This is a genomic window from Maritimibacter alexandrii (assembly GCF_005871115.1).
Classification (GTDB): Bacteria; Pseudomonadota; Alphaproteobacteria; order Rhodobacterales; family Rhodobacteraceae; genus Maritimibacter; species Maritimibacter alkaliphilus.
In genome coordinates, this window is record NZ_SWKQ01000013.1 from 709565 (window position 1) to 728982 (window position 19418).

Annotated in this window: 22 protein-coding genes; 14 read left to right on the plus strand and 8 right to left on the minus strand. The window is 65.2% G+C overall.

Annotated elements, in window-relative coordinates; all coding sequences use genetic code 11:
- Position 1 precedes the first annotated feature (1 nt).
- From FCT00_RS21510 to FCT00_RS21855, 8 genes are all read left to right on the plus strand, one after another.
- Positions 2-160, plus strand: coding sequence for a hypothetical protein (locus FCT00_RS21510; protein WP_008331187.1), 159 nt, complete (start codon positions 2-4; stop codon positions 158-160).
- Positions 157-1152: a calcium/sodium antiporter gene (locus FCT00_RS16125; protein ID WP_138423825.1), complete on the plus strand. Its 996-nt coding sequence runs from the start codon at positions 157-159 to the stop codon at positions 1150-1152. The genes FCT00_RS21510 and FCT00_RS16125 overlap by 4 nt, the downstream gene beginning before the upstream one ends.
- Positions 1149-1925, plus strand: coding sequence for an SDR family oxidoreductase (locus FCT00_RS16130; protein WP_138423826.1), 777 nt, complete (start codon positions 1149-1151; stop codon positions 1923-1925). Before FCT00_RS16125 ends, FCT00_RS16130 begins: the two co-directional genes overlap by 4 nt.
- Positions 1926-2259: 334 nt before the next feature.
- Positions 2260-4116, plus strand: a complete 1857-nt coding sequence (uvrC, locus tag FCT00_RS16135) for an excinuclease ABC subunit UvrC (RefSeq protein ID WP_138423926.1) — start codon at positions 2260-2262, stop codon at positions 4114-4116.
- A 295-nt stretch (positions 4117-4411) separates the two neighbouring features.
- A complete protein-coding gene (gene pgsA / locus FCT00_RS16140) occupies positions 4412-5083 on the plus strand; it encodes a CDP-diacylglycerol--glycerol-3-phosphate 3-phosphatidyltransferase (protein WP_138423827.1) in 672 nt (223 codons plus the stop codon).
- Complete coding sequence (moaD, locus tag FCT00_RS16145) at positions 5076-5324, plus strand: molybdopterin converting factor subunit 1 (protein ID WP_138423828.1); 249 nt, start codon at positions 5076-5078, stop codon at positions 5322-5324. Before pgsA ends, moaD begins: the two co-directional genes overlap by 8 nt.
- A gap of 1 nt (position 5325) precedes the next feature.
- Positions 5326-5766 (plus strand): molybdenum cofactor biosynthesis protein MoaE, encoded by a 441-nt coding sequence (locus FCT00_RS16150; RefSeq protein WP_138423829.1) that lies wholly within the window; start codon positions 5326-5328, stop codon positions 5764-5766.
- Positions 5767-5808: 42 nt separating this feature from the next.
- Positions 5809-6750 (plus strand): hypothetical protein, encoded by a 942-nt coding sequence (locus FCT00_RS21855; protein ID WP_235889121.1) that lies wholly within the window; start codon positions 5809-5811, stop codon positions 6748-6750.
- Here FCT00_RS21855 and FCT00_RS21520 read toward each other — a convergent pair.
- The 4 genes from FCT00_RS21520 to ubiA form a co-directional block, all read right to left on the minus strand.
- The gene (locus tag FCT00_RS21520; RefSeq protein ID WP_171043022.1) at positions 6733-6879 is read right to left on the minus strand and encodes a diacylglycerol kinase; all 147 of its coding nucleotides are present in this window, start codon (positions 6877-6879) and stop codon (positions 6733-6735) included. The two genes, FCT00_RS21855 and FCT00_RS21520, sit on opposite strands and share 18 nt — an antisense overlap.
- Positions 6876-7202: a hypothetical protein gene (locus tag FCT00_RS16165; RefSeq protein ID WP_008331196.1), complete on the minus strand. Its 327-nt coding sequence runs from the start codon at positions 7200-7202 to the stop codon at positions 6876-6878. Before FCT00_RS16165 ends, FCT00_RS21520 begins: the two co-directional genes overlap by 4 nt.
- Before the next feature lie 6 nt (positions 7203-7208).
- Complete coding sequence (locus tag FCT00_RS16170; RefSeq protein ID WP_138423832.1) at positions 7209-9602, minus strand: OmpA family protein; 2394 nt, start codon at positions 9600-9602, stop codon at positions 7209-7211.
- Between the two features lie 65 nt (positions 9603-9667).
- Positions 9668-10645 (minus strand): 4-hydroxybenzoate octaprenyltransferase, encoded by a 978-nt coding sequence (gene ubiA, locus FCT00_RS16175; RefSeq protein ID WP_138423833.1) that lies wholly within the window; start codon positions 10643-10645, stop codon positions 9668-9670.
- 11 nt (positions 10646-10656) lie between these two features.
- Between ubiA and FCT00_RS16180 the strand changes: the two genes are divergently transcribed.
- The 4 genes from FCT00_RS16180 to FCT00_RS16195 are packed head-to-tail and all read left to right on the plus strand — an operon-like array spanning position 10657 to position 14154.
- Entirely contained in the window at positions 10657-11382 is a 726-nt protein-coding gene (locus tag FCT00_RS16180; protein WP_138423834.1) for a 16S rRNA (uracil(1498)-N(3))-methyltransferase, read from the plus strand.
- A complete protein-coding gene (locus tag FCT00_RS16185; RefSeq protein WP_138423835.1) occupies positions 11382-12221 on the plus strand; it encodes a GNAT family N-acetyltransferase in 840 nt (279 codons plus the stop codon). Before FCT00_RS16180 ends, FCT00_RS16185 begins: the two co-directional genes overlap by 1 nt.
- The gene (locus FCT00_RS16190) at positions 12218-12754 is read left to right on the plus strand and encodes a hypothetical protein (RefSeq protein ID WP_138423836.1); all 537 of its coding nucleotides are present in this window, start codon (positions 12218-12220) and stop codon (positions 12752-12754) included. The genes FCT00_RS16185 and FCT00_RS16190 overlap by 4 nt, the downstream gene beginning before the upstream one ends.
- Before the next feature lie 29 nt (positions 12755-12783).
- Positions 12784-14154, plus strand: coding sequence for a glutamate--cysteine ligase (locus FCT00_RS16195; RefSeq protein ID WP_138423837.1), 1371 nt, complete (start codon positions 12784-12786; stop codon positions 14152-14154).
- Here the strand turns inward: FCT00_RS16195 and FCT00_RS16200 are convergent.
- Positions 14151-14888: a CPBP family glutamic-type intramembrane protease gene (locus FCT00_RS16200; RefSeq protein WP_138423838.1), complete on the minus strand. Its 738-nt coding sequence runs from the start codon at positions 14886-14888 to the stop codon at positions 14151-14153. The genes FCT00_RS16195 and FCT00_RS16200 overlap by 4 nt on opposite strands.
- A 105-nt stretch (positions 14889-14993) precedes the next feature.
- Entirely contained in the window at positions 14994-15488 is a 495-nt protein-coding gene (locus FCT00_RS16205) for a PaaI family thioesterase (protein ID WP_008331217.1), read from the minus strand.
- Between the two features lie 73 nt (positions 15489-15561).
- Between FCT00_RS16205 and FCT00_RS16210 the strand changes: the two genes are divergently transcribed.
- Positions 15562-16041, plus strand: a complete 480-nt coding sequence (locus FCT00_RS16210; RefSeq protein ID WP_138423839.1) for a MarR family winged helix-turn-helix transcriptional regulator — start codon at positions 15562-15564, stop codon at positions 16039-16041.
- Here the strand turns inward: FCT00_RS16210 and FCT00_RS16215 are convergent.
- Positions 16038-16505, minus strand: coding sequence for a GNAT family N-acetyltransferase (locus FCT00_RS16215; RefSeq protein ID WP_138423840.1), 468 nt, complete (start codon positions 16503-16505; stop codon positions 16038-16040). The genes FCT00_RS16210 and FCT00_RS16215 overlap by 4 nt on opposite strands.
- Positions 16506-17067: 562 nt before the next feature.
- Here FCT00_RS16215 and FCT00_RS16220 point away from each other — a divergent pair.
- Positions 17068-17418, plus strand: a complete 351-nt coding sequence (locus FCT00_RS16220; protein WP_138423841.1) for a hypothetical protein — start codon at positions 17068-17070, stop codon at positions 17416-17418.
- 350 nt (positions 17419-17768) lie between these two features.
- Here FCT00_RS16220 and FCT00_RS16225 read toward each other — a convergent pair whose 3' ends face one another.
- The gene (locus tag FCT00_RS16225; RefSeq protein ID WP_138423842.1) at positions 17769-19400 is read right to left on the minus strand and encodes a long-chain fatty acid--CoA ligase; all 1632 of its coding nucleotides are present in this window, start codon (positions 19398-19400) and stop codon (positions 17769-17771) included.
- Positions 19401-19418: the final 18 nt, after the last annotated feature.

The following is a 19418-nucleotide window of genomic DNA, read 5'->3' on the forward strand; positions in this document are numbered from 1 at the left end:
CATGATCAAGATCGTCTCGCTCTTCCTGATCCTGATGCTCGTGCTCGCCATGTTCGGGCGCCTGCGCATTCCGGGGGCCGACAAGCTGACGCGGGCCAAATGTCCGAAGTGCGGCAGGCCACGTCTGGGCAAGGGCCCTTGCGAGTGTGGTCATTCATGATCGTCGATTTTCTGTATGCGGCCCTTGGTCTGGTCATCCTGCTTCTCGCCGGTGACAGCCTCGTCAAAGGCGCGGTGAACCTTGCCCTCAGGCTTGGTATTCCCGCCCTGATCGTGTCGCTCACCGTTGTCGCCTTCGGCACCTCGGCGCCGGAGCTTCTGATCTCGGTGCAGGCCATCCTCGAAGGCGTGCCGGGCCTTGCCCTCGGCAACGTCGTGGGGTCGAACACGGCCAACATCCTGCTCGTCCTCGGCGTCCCCGCCCTGCTCACGGGCCTTGCGACCAAGGATTGCGACAGCCGCCATAACTACGTGATGATGCTCGCGGGGACGGTGCTGTTCATGGCGCTGGCCACGAGCGGGCAATTCGGCTGGTGGCAGGGTCTGATCCTGCTCGCCGGTCTTGCCTTCATGCTGATCCATGCCGGGCGCGCCGCGATGAAGCACCGGCGCGAGGTGGTCGCCGCCGCTGCCGCCAAGGGCAAGGAGATCGACGAGAACCAGCTCGAGGACGACGAGGAGCTCGAGGGCGCCGACCCCGACCTGCCCAAGTGGAAGATCGCGCTTTACCTGATCCTCGGCCTGATCGGTCTGCCCTTGGGCGCGGACCTGCTTGTCGAAAGCTCGACAAACATCGCGCTGTCCATCGGCGTGTCGGAAACCGTGATCGGGCTGACGCTGGTGGCGGTCGGCACATCGCTGCCTGAACTCGCCACCACCGTGATGGCCGCCTATCGCCGTCAGGCGGACGTGGCGCTGGGCAACGTCATCGGCTCGAACATGTTCAACCTTCTGGGCATCATCGGCGTCGCGGCGCTGGTCGGCAAGATCCCGGTCGATCCCGAGATGCTGCGCTTCGACATCTGGGTGATGCTCGCCGCGTCGATCCTGATCGCGCCCTTCGTCTTCCGGGGCTGGCACATGGGCCGCGTCTGGGGCGCCGCCTTCTGCGTGCTCTACGCGCTCTACGTCTTCGTGGTGCTGGGCGCATGAGCGGGGCGTTGGTGACAGGTGCAGGCACTCGTCTGGGGCGTGCCATGGCGATCTACCTTGCCGAACGCGGCTATGATGTCGCCGTGCACTACGCAGGCTCTCAAGAGGGCGCGCAGGAGACGGCCGAAGCCTGCCGTGCGCTGGGCGTGCGCGCCGAGGTCGTTCAGGCCGACCTTCTGAACCCGGAAGAGGTCGAGACGCTCGTCCCTGCCGCAGCCCGCGCGATCGGACAACTGACGGTGCTCGTGAACAACGCGTCGATCTTCGAAGACGACGACATCGAAACCGCAACGGCGGAAAGCTGGGACAAGCACATCGGATCGAACCTGCGCGCGCCCTTCTTCCTGACGCAGGCGTTTGCCGCGCAGGCCCCCGACGCGGGCACCGACGAGAATGGCGAACCGATCGCCACCGGCCTCGTCGTGAACATGATCGACCAGAGGGTGAAAAAGCTCACCCCCTACTTCATGACCTACACCATCGCCAAGATGGGCCTGTGGGCCTTCACCCAGACCGCCGCCCGCGCCCTTGCCCCGCGCATCCGCGTGAACGGCATCGGCCCCGGCCCCACGCTTCAGGGTGCGAACCAGAGCGACGAGGCCTTCGCCCATCAGCGCGCGAACACGGTTCTCGAACGCGGTGCGAACCCCTCCGATATCACTGGCGCGCTTGGGTATTTCCTCGACGCCCCGGCGGTCAGCGGGCAGATGATCGCGGTAGATGGCGGGCAACATCTGGGCTGGAAAACACCCGAGATTCAGGGCCGCGATTGACTTCGATCAAGGCCCCCGGAAACGAGACCCGGAGAAGTTGTGCACGGGCGAGTCGACTTGCATAAATTACACATGGAAAATTGTGTGTTTTCATGGATTTACATTCTCTTAACAATTTTTCTATTTAATTTCAGTAGGTTGAAATGGTGCCTATTTTTTAGGCAGCCCAATGTAACACCTGTGAAACAAGGAAATATTCCGCGGAACAGGTTTTCTTCCACGGACTTATCCCCAGATTCTGTGGACGTGTTTCCTCTTGTCGCCGCCACGCTATCATTGCAGCCAAAACGGGAATCAGCGAGCAGTCAGGATGAGTGAGTCAGCACCAACAGAAATGGGGATCGACGGGCTTCGCGGTCATGCCCTGATCGCACGTTACGTCAAGCAACTCGACAATTCCCCCGGCGTCTACCGGATGCTGGATGAGACGGGGCGCGTGCTTTACGTCGGCAAGGCCAAAAGCCTGAAGAACCGCGTCACGAACTATGCGAACCGCACCGGCCACTCGGCCCGGATCGCGCGCATGATCTCGCAGACGGCGAGCATGATGTTCCTCACCACCCGGACCGAGACCGAGGCGCTGCTGCTCGAGCAGAACCTAATCAAACAATTGAAGCCGCACTTCAACGTGCTCCTGCGCGACGACAAGTCCTTTCCGAACATTCTGGTCACCAAGGACCATCCTTACCCGCAGATCAGAAAGCACCGCGGCGCGAAGAAGACCAAGGGCGCCTATTACGGCCCCTTCGCCAGCGCCGACGCGGTGAACCGCACGCTGAACCAGTTGCAAAAGGTGTTCCTCCTGCGCAACTGCTCGGACAGCATGTTCGAAAGCCGCACCCGGCCCTGCCTGCTTTACCAGATCAAACGCTGTGCCGGTCCCTGCGTCGGCAAGATCTCGGAAGAGGGCTACGGCGAACTGGTGGGCGACGCCGAACGGTTCCTGTCGGGCAAGACCACGAAGGTGCAGTCGGAACTGGCCGCCGAGATGCAGGAAGCTTCTGAGGCGATGGAGTTCGAACGCGCGGCCGTTCTGCGCGACCGGATCGCGGCGCTGACCAAGGTGCAGTCGTCGCAAGGCATCAACCCGCGCGGCGTGACCGAGGCCGACGTGATCGCGCTCCACATGGAAGGGGGGCAGGCCTGCGTGCAGGTGTTCTTCATCCGCGCGAACCAGAACTGGGGCAACCGCGACTTTTACCCCCGCACCGGCGCGGGCGCGGACGAGGCCGAGGTGCTGCGCGGCTTCATCGGCCAGTTCTACGATCAGAAGGAGCCCGCGCGCCTTCTCCTGCTCTCGCACGACATCGAAGAGCGCGAGCTGATGTCCGAGGCGCTGGCCGAGAAGCTGGGCCGCAAGGTCGCGATCGAAGTGCCGCAGCGGGGCGAAAAGATGGAACTGGTGTCCAATGCCGCCCGCAACGCCCGCGAGTCGCTCGGGCGCAAGATGGCGGAAACGGCGACGCAGGCGAAACTGCTCGCGGGCCTCGCCGAAGCGTTCGATCTGGACGAAGCGCCGAAACGGATCGAGGTCTACGACAACTCCCACATTCAAGGCGCGCACGCGGTCGGCGGGATGATCGTCGCCGGGCCCGAGGGCTTCATGAAAAGCCAGTACCGCAAGTTCAACATCAAGGGCGAAGACCTGACGCCCGGCGACGACTTCGGCATGATGAAAGAGGTTCTGACCCGCCGCTTCAAGCGCCTGCTCAAGGAAGACCCGGACCGCGAAAGCGACGCCTGGCCCGATCTGCTGCTGATCGACGGCGGTGCGGGGCAGGTCTCGGCGGTGAACGAGATCATGGAGGATCTGGGGGTCGAGGACATCGCGATGATCGGCGTCGCCAAAGGTGTGGACCGCGACCACGGGAAAGAGGAATTCCACAGGCCCAAACAGCGCCCCTTCGCGCTCAAACGCAACGACCCCGTGCTCTATTTCGTGCAACGGATGCGGGACGAGGCGCACCGCTTCGCCATCGGCACCCACCGCGCCAAACGGACCAAGGCGATCAGCGCCAACCCGCTGGACGACGTGCCCGGCGTCGGCGCGGGCCGGAAAAAGGCGCTGCTCGCACATTTCGGCTCGGCCAAGGCCGTCACGACCGCGTCGCTTTCGGACCTTAGGGCCGTCAAGGGAATCTCCGCCTCGCTGGCGGAAACGATCTACGGGCATTTTCATGAGAATGGATGACGGAACCTTCCCCATGGGTAAGGTTTTTTCCATATTAACAACGACTTAATGCGTCGCGCGTTCCGGCGCCGCGCGGCCCGCGATCACATTGGCCCCATCTGGCCGAACATACATCCGTGGAGGTCGCCACTGCTGCGTCATTTGTCCGCCCCTTCGGGTGCCCTTTCCCCTTCTCTGTTTCAAAAATACTTCGGGGAGCGCGAGGGGCAGCGCCCCTCGCACGGGTCGGCCCGGGCGCAAGCCCGGGACGAAAGCCTCCTTCCCCCCGGCCCTGCCCCGCGATACACCTTCCATCATGAGATGGACGATCCCCAATATCCTCACCATCGGACGCCTGATCGCGGTTCCGCTCCTGCCGATCATGTTCCTGTTCTTCGCCCGCCCCTGGGCGGACTGGTACGCGCTGATCGTGTTCATCGTGGCCGCCGTCACGGATTACGTCGACGGCTACCTCGCCCGCGCGTGGAGCCAGGAATCGAAGTTCGGTGCGACGATGGACCCGATCGCGGACAAGGCGCTCGTCCTTACCGCGCTACTCGTCATCGCCGCCTACTCCGGCCTCGCCGTCTGGATCGTGCTGCCCTCGGGCATCATCATCTTCCGCGAGGTCTTCGTCTCGGGCCTTCGCGAGGCGCTGGGGGACAAGGCCCGCGCGCTCAAGGTCACGCAGATCGGCAAGTGGAAGACAACGGTTCAGATGGTCGCGCTCACGCTCCTCTTCGCCAAAGGCGTGTTCGAGCATTACGTGGGGATGCAGAGCTTCGGCATGGATGACGAGTTGTTCGATCAGATCCTCGACGGCGAGGTGACCGATCACCTTGGCCTTGGCTGGAAGACGACCGGGATGATCTGGTCGGGCAACGCGGGCGTCATTCTCTTGTGGATCGCCGCGCTGCTCACCGCGATTTCCGGCTGGGACTACTTCCGCAAGGCCTGGCCGTTCCTGAAGGAGGCTGACGATGCTTGACGTGATGTATTTCGCTTGGGTCCGTGAGCGGATCGGCGAGCCGCGCGAAACAGTGGCGACCGAGGCCGCGACCGTGGCCGAGCTGGTCGAGGAATTGAAGGCCCGCGAACCGCGATACGAGGCGGCCTTCGCCGACCTGTCCGCCCTGCGCGTGGCACTGGATCAGGAGCTCTCCGATTTCGACGCGCCGCTTGCGGGCGTGCGCGAGGTGGCGTTTTTCCCTCCGATGACGGGCGGCTGACATGCCGATGATCCGGGTGCAGTCCGAGCCGTTCTCACTGGGTGACGAGGCCGAGCGTTTCGCCAAGGGGCGCACCGACACGGGCGCGGTCGTGACCTTCACCGGCATCGTGCGCGACACCGGCGGCATGACCCGGATGGAGATCGAGCATTATCCCGGCATGACCGAGAAGGCGATTTCGGGCATCGTAAATCAGGCGATGGAGCGCTGGTCGCTGGACGATGCGCTGGTGATCCACCGCTACGGCAGCCTCGCCCCCGGCGAACGGATCATGATGGTCGCCACGGCCAGCCGCCACCGGGTCGCGGCGTTTGAGGCGGCGGAGTTCCTGATGGATTACCTCAAGTCCCGCGCGCCGTTCTGGAAAAAAGAGTTCGGGCCTGACGGCGCCGAATGGGTCGCCGCCAAGGACGAGGACGAGGACGCGCTGTCGCGCTGGTGACGTTCACCGAATCTCAAGCTCTGTGGCGCAATCATGGCGCCCATGTCGACGCGAATAGTTTATTCCTCCGGGGCATTGCGTGCCACGATGACCGGGCAATCGTCCGAGCGCGTCATGTTCACCTTCGACCATTGGCGGCGTGATCGGCGCGGCATGGCCCCGCCGCCCTCCGGCGCGCCGTTCACCACGCGGGGGTTCACGCACATCCACGTCTCGACGGCCCGGAACGATTGGTTCCTCGCGCCCGACCTAGCCCCGCTTCTGACGACGCTCGCGGGGGTCGCCGCGCATTTTCCGGTGCGGGCCGGGCTTGGGTTTTCGATGGGCGGCTTCGGGCTTTTCGCCGTATCGCGGGCGGTGCCGCTGACGCAGGCTTTGTTCGTGTCTCCGCAAACCACCTGCCGCCCCGACCTGCCGCTGGATCATGCCATCGGGGATCGTCGGTTCCCGCAGGATCTGGCCGACCCGGTCTTCGCCTGCGAGGCGGATCATGTCATCCGCCACACCCCGCCGTCGGATGCGGCCTGCGTGGTTCTGTTCGACCCGACCCTGCCGTTCGACGCGCGCCATGCTGCCGAGGTCGCCCGGGGCTTCGTCGCGCCGCGACTGGTGCCGATGCCGGGCGCGGGCCACCCGGTCACCGATGCGCTGCCGCCGACGCGGGCGTTCGGCACCGTCGCGCGGGCGGCCTGTGCGCCGGGCATCGCAGAGCATTTCGTGACCCAAGCTTTCGCGCGTTTCAGGCGCGACCCAACGAAGGCGCTATTGGAACAGATACGGCCAAAAGGTGAGGAGGCCGACAAAGACCGCCGTGATCGCAGCCACGAGGACCGCCCCCGCCGCCAGATCTTTCGCAATGCGGATCCCTTCGGCCTGCGCGGGGTGCAGGGTGTCGGCAAGGGTTTCGAGCGCGGTGTTCAGAATCCCGGCGATCCAGACCAGCGCGATCATGGCGACGATCCAGCGTCAGTCGTCGCCGTCTAGGCCCAGCCAAATCGCCGCCCCCAGGGCAATGGCGGTGGCCAGCAGGTGAATCCGCGCGTTGGGTTCGCGCATCATGATGTGAGCCAGACCCGCGAGCGCATGTGCAAAGCTCGCGAGGCGGGATCTCATCCCGCGTTCATCCGCTCGATATAGGCGCGCAGCTCCTCGGCCTCCTGCCGGGCGGCGCGCAGACCGTCCATCGCCGCGCGCAGCTCGGCCTCGGTCTGGTGCTGCTGGTTCGACAGTTCCGCTTCGCGTTGCTGGAGGTAGGTGATCGCCTGATCCCGCGTCTCTTCGGCGTCATGAAGCGCCTGTGCCATGCGGTCGAGTTCGCCCATCTCGGCGCCGGAGACCCGCGTGAATCTGTGGATGAGCCAATGGGCGAACCACCCGAGCGCAAATGCTATGAAAAGAATGATCGCCGTGACGATGATGAACTCGGCTCTGTTCATGTGTCCCTATCCCTCGCGCTCCGGTCTGGGCGGGGCGCGGACCCCTTCCAGCTCCGGGTGCACCACGGTCGGTGGCGACAACGCTTCTTCGCTGACTGTCTCAGTCTCTGTGGTTTCGTCAACCCCTTCCCCGGGAGTCTCGTCCGCCGCGTTGGCCGCGGTCTCGTTCGTGGTTTCTTCGTCCGCCGATGCGGCCTCGTCCGCCGCGTCAGGGTCTTCGCCCTCGGTGGTCTCGGCCACTTCTTCCGCCTGCGTCGCGCCGTCGTCCGTTTCATCCGTGCCCGGCTCGGTTTCGGCGGTTTCGGGGGCGGGTTCCTCGTCGCCCGTCGGCTCCGCCGCTCCCTCGGCTGCCGCGTCTTCGACGTCGTCCTCGGGCGCAAGGGCGGCCGCCGTTTCGGCATCCATGCCTTCGGGCGGCCCGTCGTCGCCGGCGACGTATTCCTCGTCCTCCGGCGGCACGCCTTCGTCGCCGGTCTCGTCGGCCTCTGCGGTGTCCTCCGCGTCGGCGGCGGTCGGGCGCGGGCGGGGGCGAATGTCGCCCAGCGGCCCGTCATAGGGCGTGCCTTCGATCAGCGGTTCGCCATCGAGCTCGCGCTGTGAGATGAGCCGGAATTCGATGCGGCGGTTGGCCTCGCGCCCCGCTTCGGTGTCGTTGTCGGCAATCGGCACCTCTTCGCCATAGCCGTGGGCGACGATGTTGGAGGTGAGGATGCGACGGGCGAGCAGCGCGTTCAGAACCGAATTCGCGCGCTGCTGCGACAGGGCCTTGTTGAGTTCTTCCGAGCCTTGGCTGTCGGTGTGACCGCCGATCTCCATCGGCACCTCGGCACAGTCGCGCAGAACATCGGCGATCTTGTCGATGGTCGCAGCCGCCGAAGCTTCGATCTCGACCGACCCGGGCGCGAAGGTGATCTTGGAGCCCGCGATGGTCTCGTTAATCATGGCGACGCATTCCTCGGGCGAAGGCAGCGATGCGATGGGGTCGAGCGCCTCGTCATAGCTGACGTTCACGCGGTAATCCTGCGCCTCGCCCAGCTTTTCCGAGAGCAGGCGCGAAATCTCGGCGTTGGCATTCGGGTCGCCGGTCTTGCCGCGCAGTTCCACCAGTTCGGGCTGGACGATGGCCACCCCGTTGTCGAGGTAAGACAGCGCCTCGACCGCGGCGAGGACGCGCACGGACCAGCCGCGCGGCAGGTTCTCGTCCAGACGCGCCGCCATATAGACCTTGTCCATCCCGAAGCGCGCGCGGGCGACGCTTTCGGTGATCGTGCGTTGCTGTTCGTCGCCAAGACGACCGCGAAGCTGGACCTGCCCTTCCGGGCTGAGGGTTGCGGAAAATTCGGGCCGCCCCTCACCTTCGGTGGATTCGGCCTGTGTCTTGGTGGAGTGGAGCGAAAAGACATCGGGCAGATCGGCTTCGAGCTCTCCCACCACGCGGTCGAAATTCTGCTGCTCGACACTCGCGGGCGCGACCAGGGTCACGTCGGCGTCCGAGAAGGTGATCGTTCCCGCGCCCAGTTCACGCACGGCGCGCACGCCGCGCGACACCGCGTCCGGCCAGTCGGGCGAGGGCACGCCAAGGCCGATGGTGCAGGTCGGGCGCCCCTTGACGCCCGATGCGATCCCGGCGGCGACGATCTTGACCCGCCCCGCCTCGGTCCCGGCCGTGCAGGCATCGAAGCGCGCGCCCTGATCGTCGATGACGAACCGGGTCGTGAAGGGCGTGATGACGGGCCGAGGGGCCGAGATGTTCATCGCCACCCGCAGACCGCCCGGTGCGGCGCGTGCAAGATCGCGTTCCCATGTCGTGCGCTGTTCGGCGCTGTCGGCAATCGCCTCGATCGTCACGCGCGAGGCATCCATCGAAATCTTGGCGCGCGGCAGACGTTCGAGCGCGACGAGCGCGAAGTCGAGCGCCGAGGACCAGTTCTCGGGCACGTCGTAATCGGCGGTTTCGAGAAGGTCGGCCACGTTCTTTTCCGGCGCGATCCGGCGCACGCGGGCATTCAGCGCCTCGCGGTCGGTGGCGTTCGGAATGAGCCCGATCATCGAAATGCCGCCATCGTTGCGCAGGATCTCGACCGAAAAGCGCGGCGGTTCGATCCCGGCGGCGTTCGGCACCTCCATCTGGTCGATAACGCGGCTGGAATCGACCTCACCCCCGGCGATGGAGATCGCGCGGAACCGGTCGGATTCGGTGGGGGCCATGCCCGACAGCACGAGTTGCAGACCGTCGGTATGGACATTCGCCCAGTCCTGCCCGCCGAGGATCAGGGCCTGTTCGACCGCAGCCTTGGACACCCGCTCGATCACGTTCACGGAACTGAACGCCGCCACCAGCGCAAGCAGGGCCGCGAAAAGGAAAACCCCGGGAATGATCAGGACTTTGGAGAATTTCATGCCGGCAGGATGGTATCCGTTATGACGTTGCAGGCTTCATTAGGGCTGTTTCCCGCGAGGTGCAATCAAAGGAAAAGTGCGACGGCAAGAAACGGCACAGGGATCAGCCCGGCATTCCTATTCGAGCGGAAAAGCATGAGGCAGGTGTCGGGGTCGTCCATCTCGAGTTTGCGCATCTGCCAGGACAGGTGCCAACCCATCGCCCAGGGCGCGGCAAGCGCCACGACCAGCGCCAGCGGGCTTTGACCGGGCAGATAAGCGGTGATGATGGCCAGCGTCATCAGCGCGACGCAGCCCACCAGAAAGGCAAGCAGCCAGCGCGGCGTATTGTCGCCGAAGAGCCGTGCGGTGGATTTCACCCCGATCAGCGCGTCGTCCTCTTTGTCCTGATGGGCATAGATCGTGTCGTAAAACAGCGTCCATGCCATGCCGGCGAGATAGAGCGCGACGGCGGGCCAGGCGAGCGTGCCGGTGTGTGCGGCGAACGCAAGGAGGGCGCCCCAATTGAAGGCGATGCCCAAGAAGATCTGCGGCCACCACGTAAACCGTTTGGCGAAGGGGTAGATCGCCACCGGGGCGAGCGCGACGATGCCGAGGATGATGGCCGCCGTGTCGAAGGTGATGAGGATGAAGAAGGCGATCAGCGCCTGCACCACGAGCCACGCCAGCGCCTGAGGCACGCTCACCGCGCCCGAGGGAATCGGGCGGGACCGGGTGCGCGCGACCGAGCCGTCGATGTGGCGGTCGGTGATGTCGTTCCAGGTGCAGCCCGCGCCGCGCATGAGCGTGGCCCCGATGGCGCAGCCCACGGCGATCCAGAGGTCATGCCAGCTCACACGCCCGTCGAAGCCCATGCCCAAGAGCAGCCCCCACCAGCACGGCAGCAGCAAGAGCCATGTGCCGATCGGTCGGTCCAGACGGCTGAGGCGGAAATAGGGGCGCAGGGGTGCGGGCGCATACCTGTCGACCCAGTTGCCGGTATAGGCGTCGGCGACCGTGCCGCTGCCGTTCGCTGCCTCTGGCGTCCCGTTGCCTGTCGCCATAACGTGCCCCCATGATCGAGCGTGCCAAAATCCGGCTCTTTGTAGACGAGCCCCTGCGCGAAGGGCAAACCATTCCCCTCGAACGCGACAAGGCGCATTACCTGTTCGGCGTGATGCGGCAGGCGGTGGGCGACCGCGTGGCGCTGTTCAACGGGCGCGATGGCGAGTGGACCGCCGAGGTCAGCCACGCGGGCAAGCGAAACGGGGTGCTGACCTGTCTGGGTCAGGCCGCGCTGCAGCTGGACCCGCCCGACCTTTGGCTGATGTTCGCGCCGATCAAGAAGGCGCGCACGGATTTCATCGTGGAAAAGGCCGCCGAGATGGGGGCCTCGCGGATCGTGCCGGTGCTGACGGACTTCACGAACTCCGAGCGGGTGCGGGTGGATCGGTTGCAGGCCCATGCGGTCGAGGCCGCCGAGCAATGCGGCGGGACGTTCGTGCCGGAAGTGGCGGAGCCGGAAAAGCTGGACCGCTTGCTGGCCGACTGGGACGGGGCGCGGCGCCTGATGTTTTGTGACGAGGCGCTTGTGGGTGAGAACAAGCCCCTGAGCGGCGAGGCCGGCGCGCCCTGGGCGATCCTGATCGGGCCGGAAGGCGGGTTTTCGGATGCCGAGCGCAAACGCCTGCACGGCATGGAAAGTGCGGTGCCCGTCAGCCTCGGCCCGCGCATCCTGCGTGCCGATACGGCGGCGGTGGCGGCGATGACCCTTTGGCAAAGCGCGTTGGGGGACTGGTGATGCGGCCCGCCCTCGCCACCGATATTCCCGCAATCGAGGCGTTCCTGTCCGATCACGCGGCGACGACGATGTTCCTGCGCGCGAATCTTGCGCGCCACGGCCTGATGAACCGGACGCATCCGCACGGCACCGCCTATTACGTCGAAGGCGAGGAGGCGGTGACCGGGGTGTTCGGCATTTCGAACGCCGGGTTCGTGATGGGGCAAGGCCGCGACTGGCGGGGATTCGCCCGCGCTATCGCGGGGCGCGAGGTGATCGGGCTGAATGGTGCCAAGGATCAGGTCGAGGCCGCGCGGGCGGTGTTCGATTTCGCGGGCGCGGATTTCGCGCTCGACCGGGACGAGCCGCATTTTCGGCTGTCGCTGGACAGGCTGGACGAGGGCGCCCTCGGCCCCCAGACCCTTCGCCCGACGGTGTCGGCGGACCTGTCGCTCCTGACCCGCTGGAAAGCGGCCTATACCATCGAAACGCTGGGCGCTGACGACGGGCCGGACAATGCCGCCGAAGCGGTGGCGCGGACGGAACGCATGATCGCCGAGGGTTATGGCCGCATCCTGATGGAGGGCGACAGGCCCGTCGCGATGACCGCCTTCAACGCGGAACTGCCGGACATGGTGCAGATCGGCGGGGTCTATACACCGCCCGAGTTGCGCGGACGGGGATATGCCCGGACCGCCGTCGGGCGGCATCTGATCGAGGTGCGCCAAGCGGGCGTGCGCGAGGCGATCCTGTTCGCCTCGGGCGAGGCGGCCTGCCGCGCCTACGAGGCCATCGGGTTTCAGCGCATCGGGGTCTATACGCTCGTCATCCTGCGCACCGCGCTGAAGGTGGCGGCATGAGTTTCCTGCGGCCCGAAGCCCTGAACGGATTGGCGCGCTGGCGTGATGTTCTGATCGGTGCGGCGGTGGCGCTGGCCGGGCTGCGCTGGGTGCTGGCGGGCGTCGGGCTGATGCCGTGGATCGGCGGCGCCGTCATGCTGCTGGGGGCCGTGTTTCTGTGGACCGGCTTTCAGCGCGCCCGGTTTCGCACGGGATCGGGCGGGCTTGGCGTGGTCGAGGTGGACGAGCGCCAGATCACCTACCTCGCCCCGGTCGGCGGGGGCATCGCGGCGCTCGACGCGCTGACACAGGTGTCGGTGGTGGCGAGCCGTGCGGGCGGCGCGTTCTGGCGCTTCGACATGGCCGGCGAACGGCTGTCCGTTCCCGCCGCCGCAGAAGGGGCGCGCGCGGTGTTCGACGTGCTCACCGCGCTGCCCGGCGCCCGGATCGAAACCGCCATCCGCGCGCTGAACCAACCGCCCGAGACCCCCGTCACGATCTGGCGAAAGGGCCCGGCGGGCGTTGACACCCCCCGCGCAATCGAACACTCGTAAACTCCGAGACAGTTCAGAGGCAGCGTTTCATGTCCATTCCCCAGTCCGGCGGCGGGCCGATCACCGACCAATCCCAGCTCGCGGGCTATCTCGAGGCGGGGTGCAAGCCCAAGGACGACTGGCGGATCGGCACCGAGCACGAGAAGTTCGGCTATTGCAAGGACACGCTCAAACCCCTTCCCTACGACGGGGAACGGTCGATCCGTGCGATGCTGGAGGGTCTGCGCGACACCTATGGCTGGGCGCCGGTCGAAGAGGGCGGCAACCTGATCGGGCTGGAGAAGGACGGCGCGAACGTGTCGCTGGAGCCGGGCGGGCAGTTGGAGCTTTCCGGCGCGCCGCTTGAGACGATCCACCAGACCTGCGACGAGGTGAACGAGCACCTGCGCGAGGTTCAGGACATTGCCGACCGCATCGGGGCCGGATTCATCGGTCTGGGCGCCGCGCCCGAATGGTCGCACGAAGACATGCCGATGATGCCCAAGGGGCGTTACCGGCTGATGACCGACTACATGGGCCGCGTCGGCACCCACGGCACGCAGATGATGTACCGGACCTGCACGGTTCAGGTGAACCTCGACTTCGCGTCCGAGGCCGACATGGTGCAGAAGTTCCGGGTGGCGCTGGCGTTGCAGCCGGTCGCGACGGCGCTGTTCGCCAATTCGCCCTTCTTCGACGGCAAGCCCAACGGTCACAAAAGCTGGCGCTCGCGGGTCTGGCGCGGGCTGGACGATGCGCGCACCGGGATGCTGCCTTTCGTGTTCGAGGACGGCATGGGGTTCGAACGCTACGTGGACTATGCGCTCGATGTGCCGATGTATTTCGTCTACCGCGATGGAAAGTATATCGACGCCCTAGGTCAGTCGTTCCGCGATTTCCTGAAGGGTGAGCTGCCTGCCCTGCCGGGCGAAGTACCGACGCTTTCGGACTGGGCCGATCATCTGACGACGATTTTCCCCGAGGCGCGGATCAAGAAGTTCATGGAGATGCGCGGGGCCGACGGTGGCCCGTGGCGGCGGATCTGTGCACTGCCCGCGTTCTGGACCGGGCTGATGTACGACCAGTCGGCGCTGGATGCGGCGTGGGATCTGGTCAAGGGCTGGGATGCGGAGACCCGTGAGGCGCTTAGGGTGGCCGCATCGGAGGACGCGCTGGATGCCGTCGTCGGGTCGATCAGGATGAAGGATCTTGCGGCGCAGGCGCTGGAGATTTCACGCGCGGGCCTGAAAGCACGCGCGCGGCCCGCGTCGGGCGGGATGATCCCCGACGAGCGGCATTTCCTCAATACGCTCGAAGACAGTGTCGAGGATGGGCGCACGCCGGCGGACGAGTTGCTGGCGCATTACCATGGCGACTGGAATGGCGATTTGTCGAAGATCTACGGCGCCTATTCCTATTAGAACAGGCTGAGACCGGTCCACAGACCGGGGTGGGAGGCCATGTGCGCCATCATCCCGGCCTCGAGCCCGCGTTTCCAGTAGAACAGGCCGTAAAGCACACCGAGCACGGCGTTGAGCAGGATGGTGCGGATCGCGATGGCGGCATCCAGCGGGGCCGTCGCGGCCATCGCGGGCAGATGGCCGAGGCCGAAGAGCAGGGCCACGACGATGACGAGCATGGTGCCAAGGACCGAACCGGGCACACGGCCCGACAGTTTCCACGCGGCCCAGAACATGAGCGTCAGCAGCCCGTATCGCAGCATCAGTTCCTCGACGATCCCGCCATAGGTGATCGCCGCCAGCCCTTGCATCAGGGTCGGCAGAGCCGTGCCCGGCGTCTCGCCGCCGCTGTAGACATGGTAGAACCACCGATCCGCCAGCGCGATCAGGATGCCGCCGACGAGGCCCGACACGACAGGCAGGACCCGCGACGGAAAGCGCGCGGGTTCGCCGCGCAACCGGGCGGTCAGCCATGAGGTCAGGCCCACCTTGTCCGACAGGAGCACGCCCAAAGCGGTGCCTGCGGCCATGAGCACGAAGGGTTGCGTGACCATCAGAAGGCGCAGGATCGAGTCGGGGAGCGCCGGGGCCTCAGGCAAAGCCTTGATGAAGCTCAGGTCGACACTGGCGGCGAGTGCCAGCAGACCCATCGCGCCAATGGCGATCCACGCAAAAAAGGGCTTCTGAAACCACATGGCGCGACCCTGCCCCGCCACGCGCGGGGGCGCAACCGAAAGGGCGGCGCGCACGAGCGCCGCCCTCCGGTGGACAGGCTCCCCTCAAGGGAAGGAGAAGGGGGCCTAGCCGCCGATCGGTTGGATGAAACAGGTGGAGGTGCCGAGCGCGATGACCTTGCCGTCGCGGCTTTCCACCCGCCCCTCGACATTCGCGACCCGTTTGCCGCGCGTCTGCACGGTGGCGATGGCGCGGACCTGCCCGGTGCCGGGCATCATGGGCCGCACGAATTTGACGCAGGTGTCCATCGACACGAACCCCTCGCCCGGCGCGCAGGTCGTGTGGACGGCGCAGCCCAGAACACTGTCGAGCAGCGCCATCGCCCAGCCGCCGTGCACGGTGCCGAGCGGGTTCATATGGGCGGTCGTGGGTTCGCCCCGGAACTCGGCCATGCCTTCGTCCGCCTGATGGATCCAGAAATTCATCGTCTCCGCGATGGTCGGCGCGGCGATCTCGCCCGCCATCGTGGCGCGCATGATGTCGAGCCCGGACATACCGATGAGCTTGCCCATGTCGGCGGGGCCAGCGTTGATGTCGGGTCTTGGCACTTCGTCGAACATGGCCTAATCTCCAAATAGATGCATATGCATCGGATCACATGCATATGCATCGAGTCAATGAGGACGTAACGGCATGAGCACAGACCTGTCCGAGGACATGACGCCGGAACTGGCGGAGCTTTTGACCGGGAACTGCTATTGCCTTGCCGTGCGCCGCGCCTCGCGCCGGATGGTCCGGCTGTACGATGCGGCGCTGGCCGAGCGGGGTCTGACGATCTCGCAACTCGCCATGCTCGCATGGGTCAAAGGGCTGCGGACCCCGACCGTGCAGAAGATCGCGGATTACATGGAGATGGACCAGTCCGCCGCGTCACGCGGGATCAAACCGCTGGAGCGCGACGGTCTGATCGCCAGCGCGCCCCACCCGCGCGACAAGCGCAAGTCGGTGCTGGCACTGACGGAGGACGGCGAGGCGCGGCTGGCCGCGGGTGCCGCCGCTTGGGCCACGGCGCAACGGCAGGTGGAGGCCGAGATGACGCCGATGGGCGGGCTTGCGTCGTTCATCGGTGAGGTGAACGCGCTGGCGCAGAAGGCGGACGAAACGCCGGGCTAGGTGGGGTGGCGCCCTTCGAGGTCGAGCCGCATGGTCGCCATGCCGTGACGGCGCGACAGTTCCTCGTACCCGGCGGACAGATAGGCGTTGAGCGCGGGCGCGTTGTCCAACTCGACCTTCAGCGTCAGGGTCAGCGCGCCAAGGTCCAGCGCCGCCTGTTCGACCCGTTCGTTCAGTTCCGCCGCCGCCCCGCCGCGCGCCTCTTCCACCAGATAGACGTAAGTGAGGTGGCGCACTTCAGGCCCGATCCCTTCGCGCAGGGCGAAAAAGCCGACGTCCCGGCCCGCGTCATCCTCGAGATAGAACGACACGTCCTGCCCCTCGCCCAGCCATTTGCGCTGCCACTCCATCTCGTCGAACGGGACTTTCGCATTGGGATTGAGGAGCGGGATATCCGCGTCGGGCAGCATCTGTTCCAGAGGGGCGAGATCGCGGGCGCGGTTGCGGCGCAGGGTGAGAGGCATGTGTCCTTCCTTCGGCTTGGCCCGGCGCGGGCCGGGGGCTTGGTGAAAGGGGTGTGGGTGGCATAGGGCGGTGGGGTGGGTCAACCGGGGGGCGTTTGGGGGGCCAAAAGTGGCTGCAATGGTCCTACGAAGCTGAGCAGTTTCAGCATTGTTGCGGTCGTCGCGATCGGCCCGAAGCTGACCTCGAGAGGATCACTTTAGCATTGGCACGGCTTCTTCAAACCGGTCGCTGGCGAACGGGCCAGCAATGCCTACTGGAGCAACGCCGGCAACACGTAGAGCCGGCAGTCCGCTACCCCGGTTACCCACATGCTTGGAAGTCTTAAAACCCTAAAACCGAGCGCTCAAGCCGCGGCTTGTGGTGCCCCGTGTGTTTTGATATGGTCGACCAATGGGCGGTGGCAAACTCCACCATCATAATTCCCCTTGGTACCAAACCGTGTTTGATGCCTCGAACAGGAACCTCGGATGCAACCCGGGCCGCATTACCCACCTTGGTGGAGTGTCGGCCTATTTTTTAAGTTCCGGCGGGTGATGTGGCTCTTCTTAACGGAGCCGATCTATGGCCAAAGTAGTTCAATTTAGAACCTATCGCCGCAAGCCGGGTGGAAAACTACAAGTCCCCCGCCAATCACATTACACAATCGCAATACGCTTTCCGCCGCTAACCCGGGGCCGCCAAGAGACCGAAACCCGGGTTTACGCAGTGACACGGGCCTTCATAGACGAAATGGGTGGGTTTTCTTTGGCCTCTGGCTTCACCAAAGCGAAGATGCGTTGCGGCGTATGGCACACCCTAGCCTTCCCGGTAAAAAGCAAACGGGTCCATGCGTTCATTCAAGCTATTGACGCTGAGTGCGCAAATGGCTTGATCGAGGTTCGCGTCGAAGATCAGGTCATGAGTGCAGCCTGAAAAGAGGGGGGCGCAATGGCACCTCCCTTGCTGGCCTATGTTTTTTGCGAAATACGCAAGAATTGCGCAGACGGTGATCTCTTTTATTAGCAGAGTCCGATCGACAGTCACTCGACACTCCCGGCTAATGGCCACAACTCGAACTTAGCGCCAAGCATGACCTGTCCCGGCCAAGAGCGGACGTACGTTGAAGCCGCTGCGAACGTCCGCTCCGCGTTCTTCTGCGAAGCGTTCTCGCAGTCTCAGCGATGAATGAGCAGGTGCGTCGAAGGGCAAATGATTCAAGCACTTCCGACATCAGAAACCAAAACCCCGCCCCCGCAGTCCCCCGCGAGGGCGTCCGCCGCCCCTCAGGCCACCTCGGGGTGCTTATAATCCGCCAGCTGCTTGCGCAGGTTCAGCTTCGACACTTTGCCGGTCGCGGTGAGCGGGAGTTCTTCGACCCAGATCACGTCGTCGGGGAGTTGCCATTTGGCGAAGTGCGGCTCCATCGTATCCCGGATCTCGTCCAGCGACGGGCGCTCATCCCGTGCCGCCACGGCGACCAGCACCGGGCGTTCGTCCCATTTCGGGTGGGCCACGCCGATGGCTGCGCAGTTGGCGATGCCGGGGTGGGAAAGCGCGGCGCTTTCGAGGTCGATGGAGGAAATCCACTCGCCGCCCGATTTGATGAGGTCCTTGGCGCGGTCCTGAATGGTCAGGTAGCCGTTGTCGTCGATGCTGGCCACGTCGCCGGTGCCGAACCAACCCTCGGCGTCGATGGCCTTGGCGCTGGCTTCCTCGTTCTTGAAGTAGCCCGCGACGATGGCATTGCCGCGCACGTAAAGCTCGCCGATGGCCTTGCCGTCGTGGGGCTGACGGTTGCCGTCCTCGTCCACGATCTTGAGTTCCACGCCATAGACCCGGCGGCCCTGCCGGGATTTCACGTCGATCATCTCGTCGAATGGCAGGTCGCGGACCTTGGGCGGCTGGACCCCATGCGTGCCGATGGGCGACATTTCGGTCATGCCCCAAGCGTGGTTGACGTTGATCCCCAGCTTTTCGAATTTCTCGATCATCGGGCGCGGGGCGGCGGACCCGCCGATCACCACGTCGCCGAACCCTTCGGGCGCGCGGCCTAGCTTCTCGATCTCGCCCAGCAGGCCCATCCAGACCGTCGGCACACCCCAGGCGGAGTAGACCTTTTCCTGATCCATCAGCTTGAACACGCTCGGCCCGTCCAGACCGGGGCCGGGCATGATAAGGTTGATGCCGAGGATCGGCCCGGCATAGGGCAGACCCCAAGCGTTGACGTGGAAAAGCGGCACCACGGGCAGGACATTCGTCCCCTGCCCCAGCGCACCGCCCATGACGGCGGCGACCATTAGCGCGTGCAGCACGGTCGAGCGATGTGAATAGAGCGCGCCCTTGGGGTTGCCGGTCGTCCCGGAGGTGTAACAGAGCGCGGCGGCGGTGTTCTCATCAAGCTCCGGCCAGTCGTAGGTGGTTTTCTGTCCGTCGATCAGGTTCTCGTAGATCAGAACGTCGAGCGGCGTGTCGGGCATGTGATCGTGGTCGGTCATCACCACGACGCGCAGATCCTTCGGAAGCTGGTCGCGCAACGCCGCGATGATCGGGAGGAAGGTGGTATCGACGAAGATCACCTTATCCTCGGCATGATTCACGATGTAGATCATCTGCTCGGCCGAGAGGCGCGGGTTGATCGTGTGGCAGACCGCCCCCATGCCCGAGATCGCATAGTAAAGTTCGAAATGACGGTGGCCGTTCCATGCGAGCGTCGCGACGCGGTCGCCCTGTTCGATTCCCAGCGCATGAAGGGCGTGGGCAAGCTGGCCGACCCTTTTGTAGGTTTCCCGGTATGTGGCGCGGTGCGTGTCGCCTTCGGTCCGCACCGACACCATTCCGGCGTCGGGATGCGCTTCGGCGGCGTAATCCAGAATAGAAATGATCGACAACGGCCGATTCATCATCATGCCTTGCATGAGGCTCCTCCCTTTCGG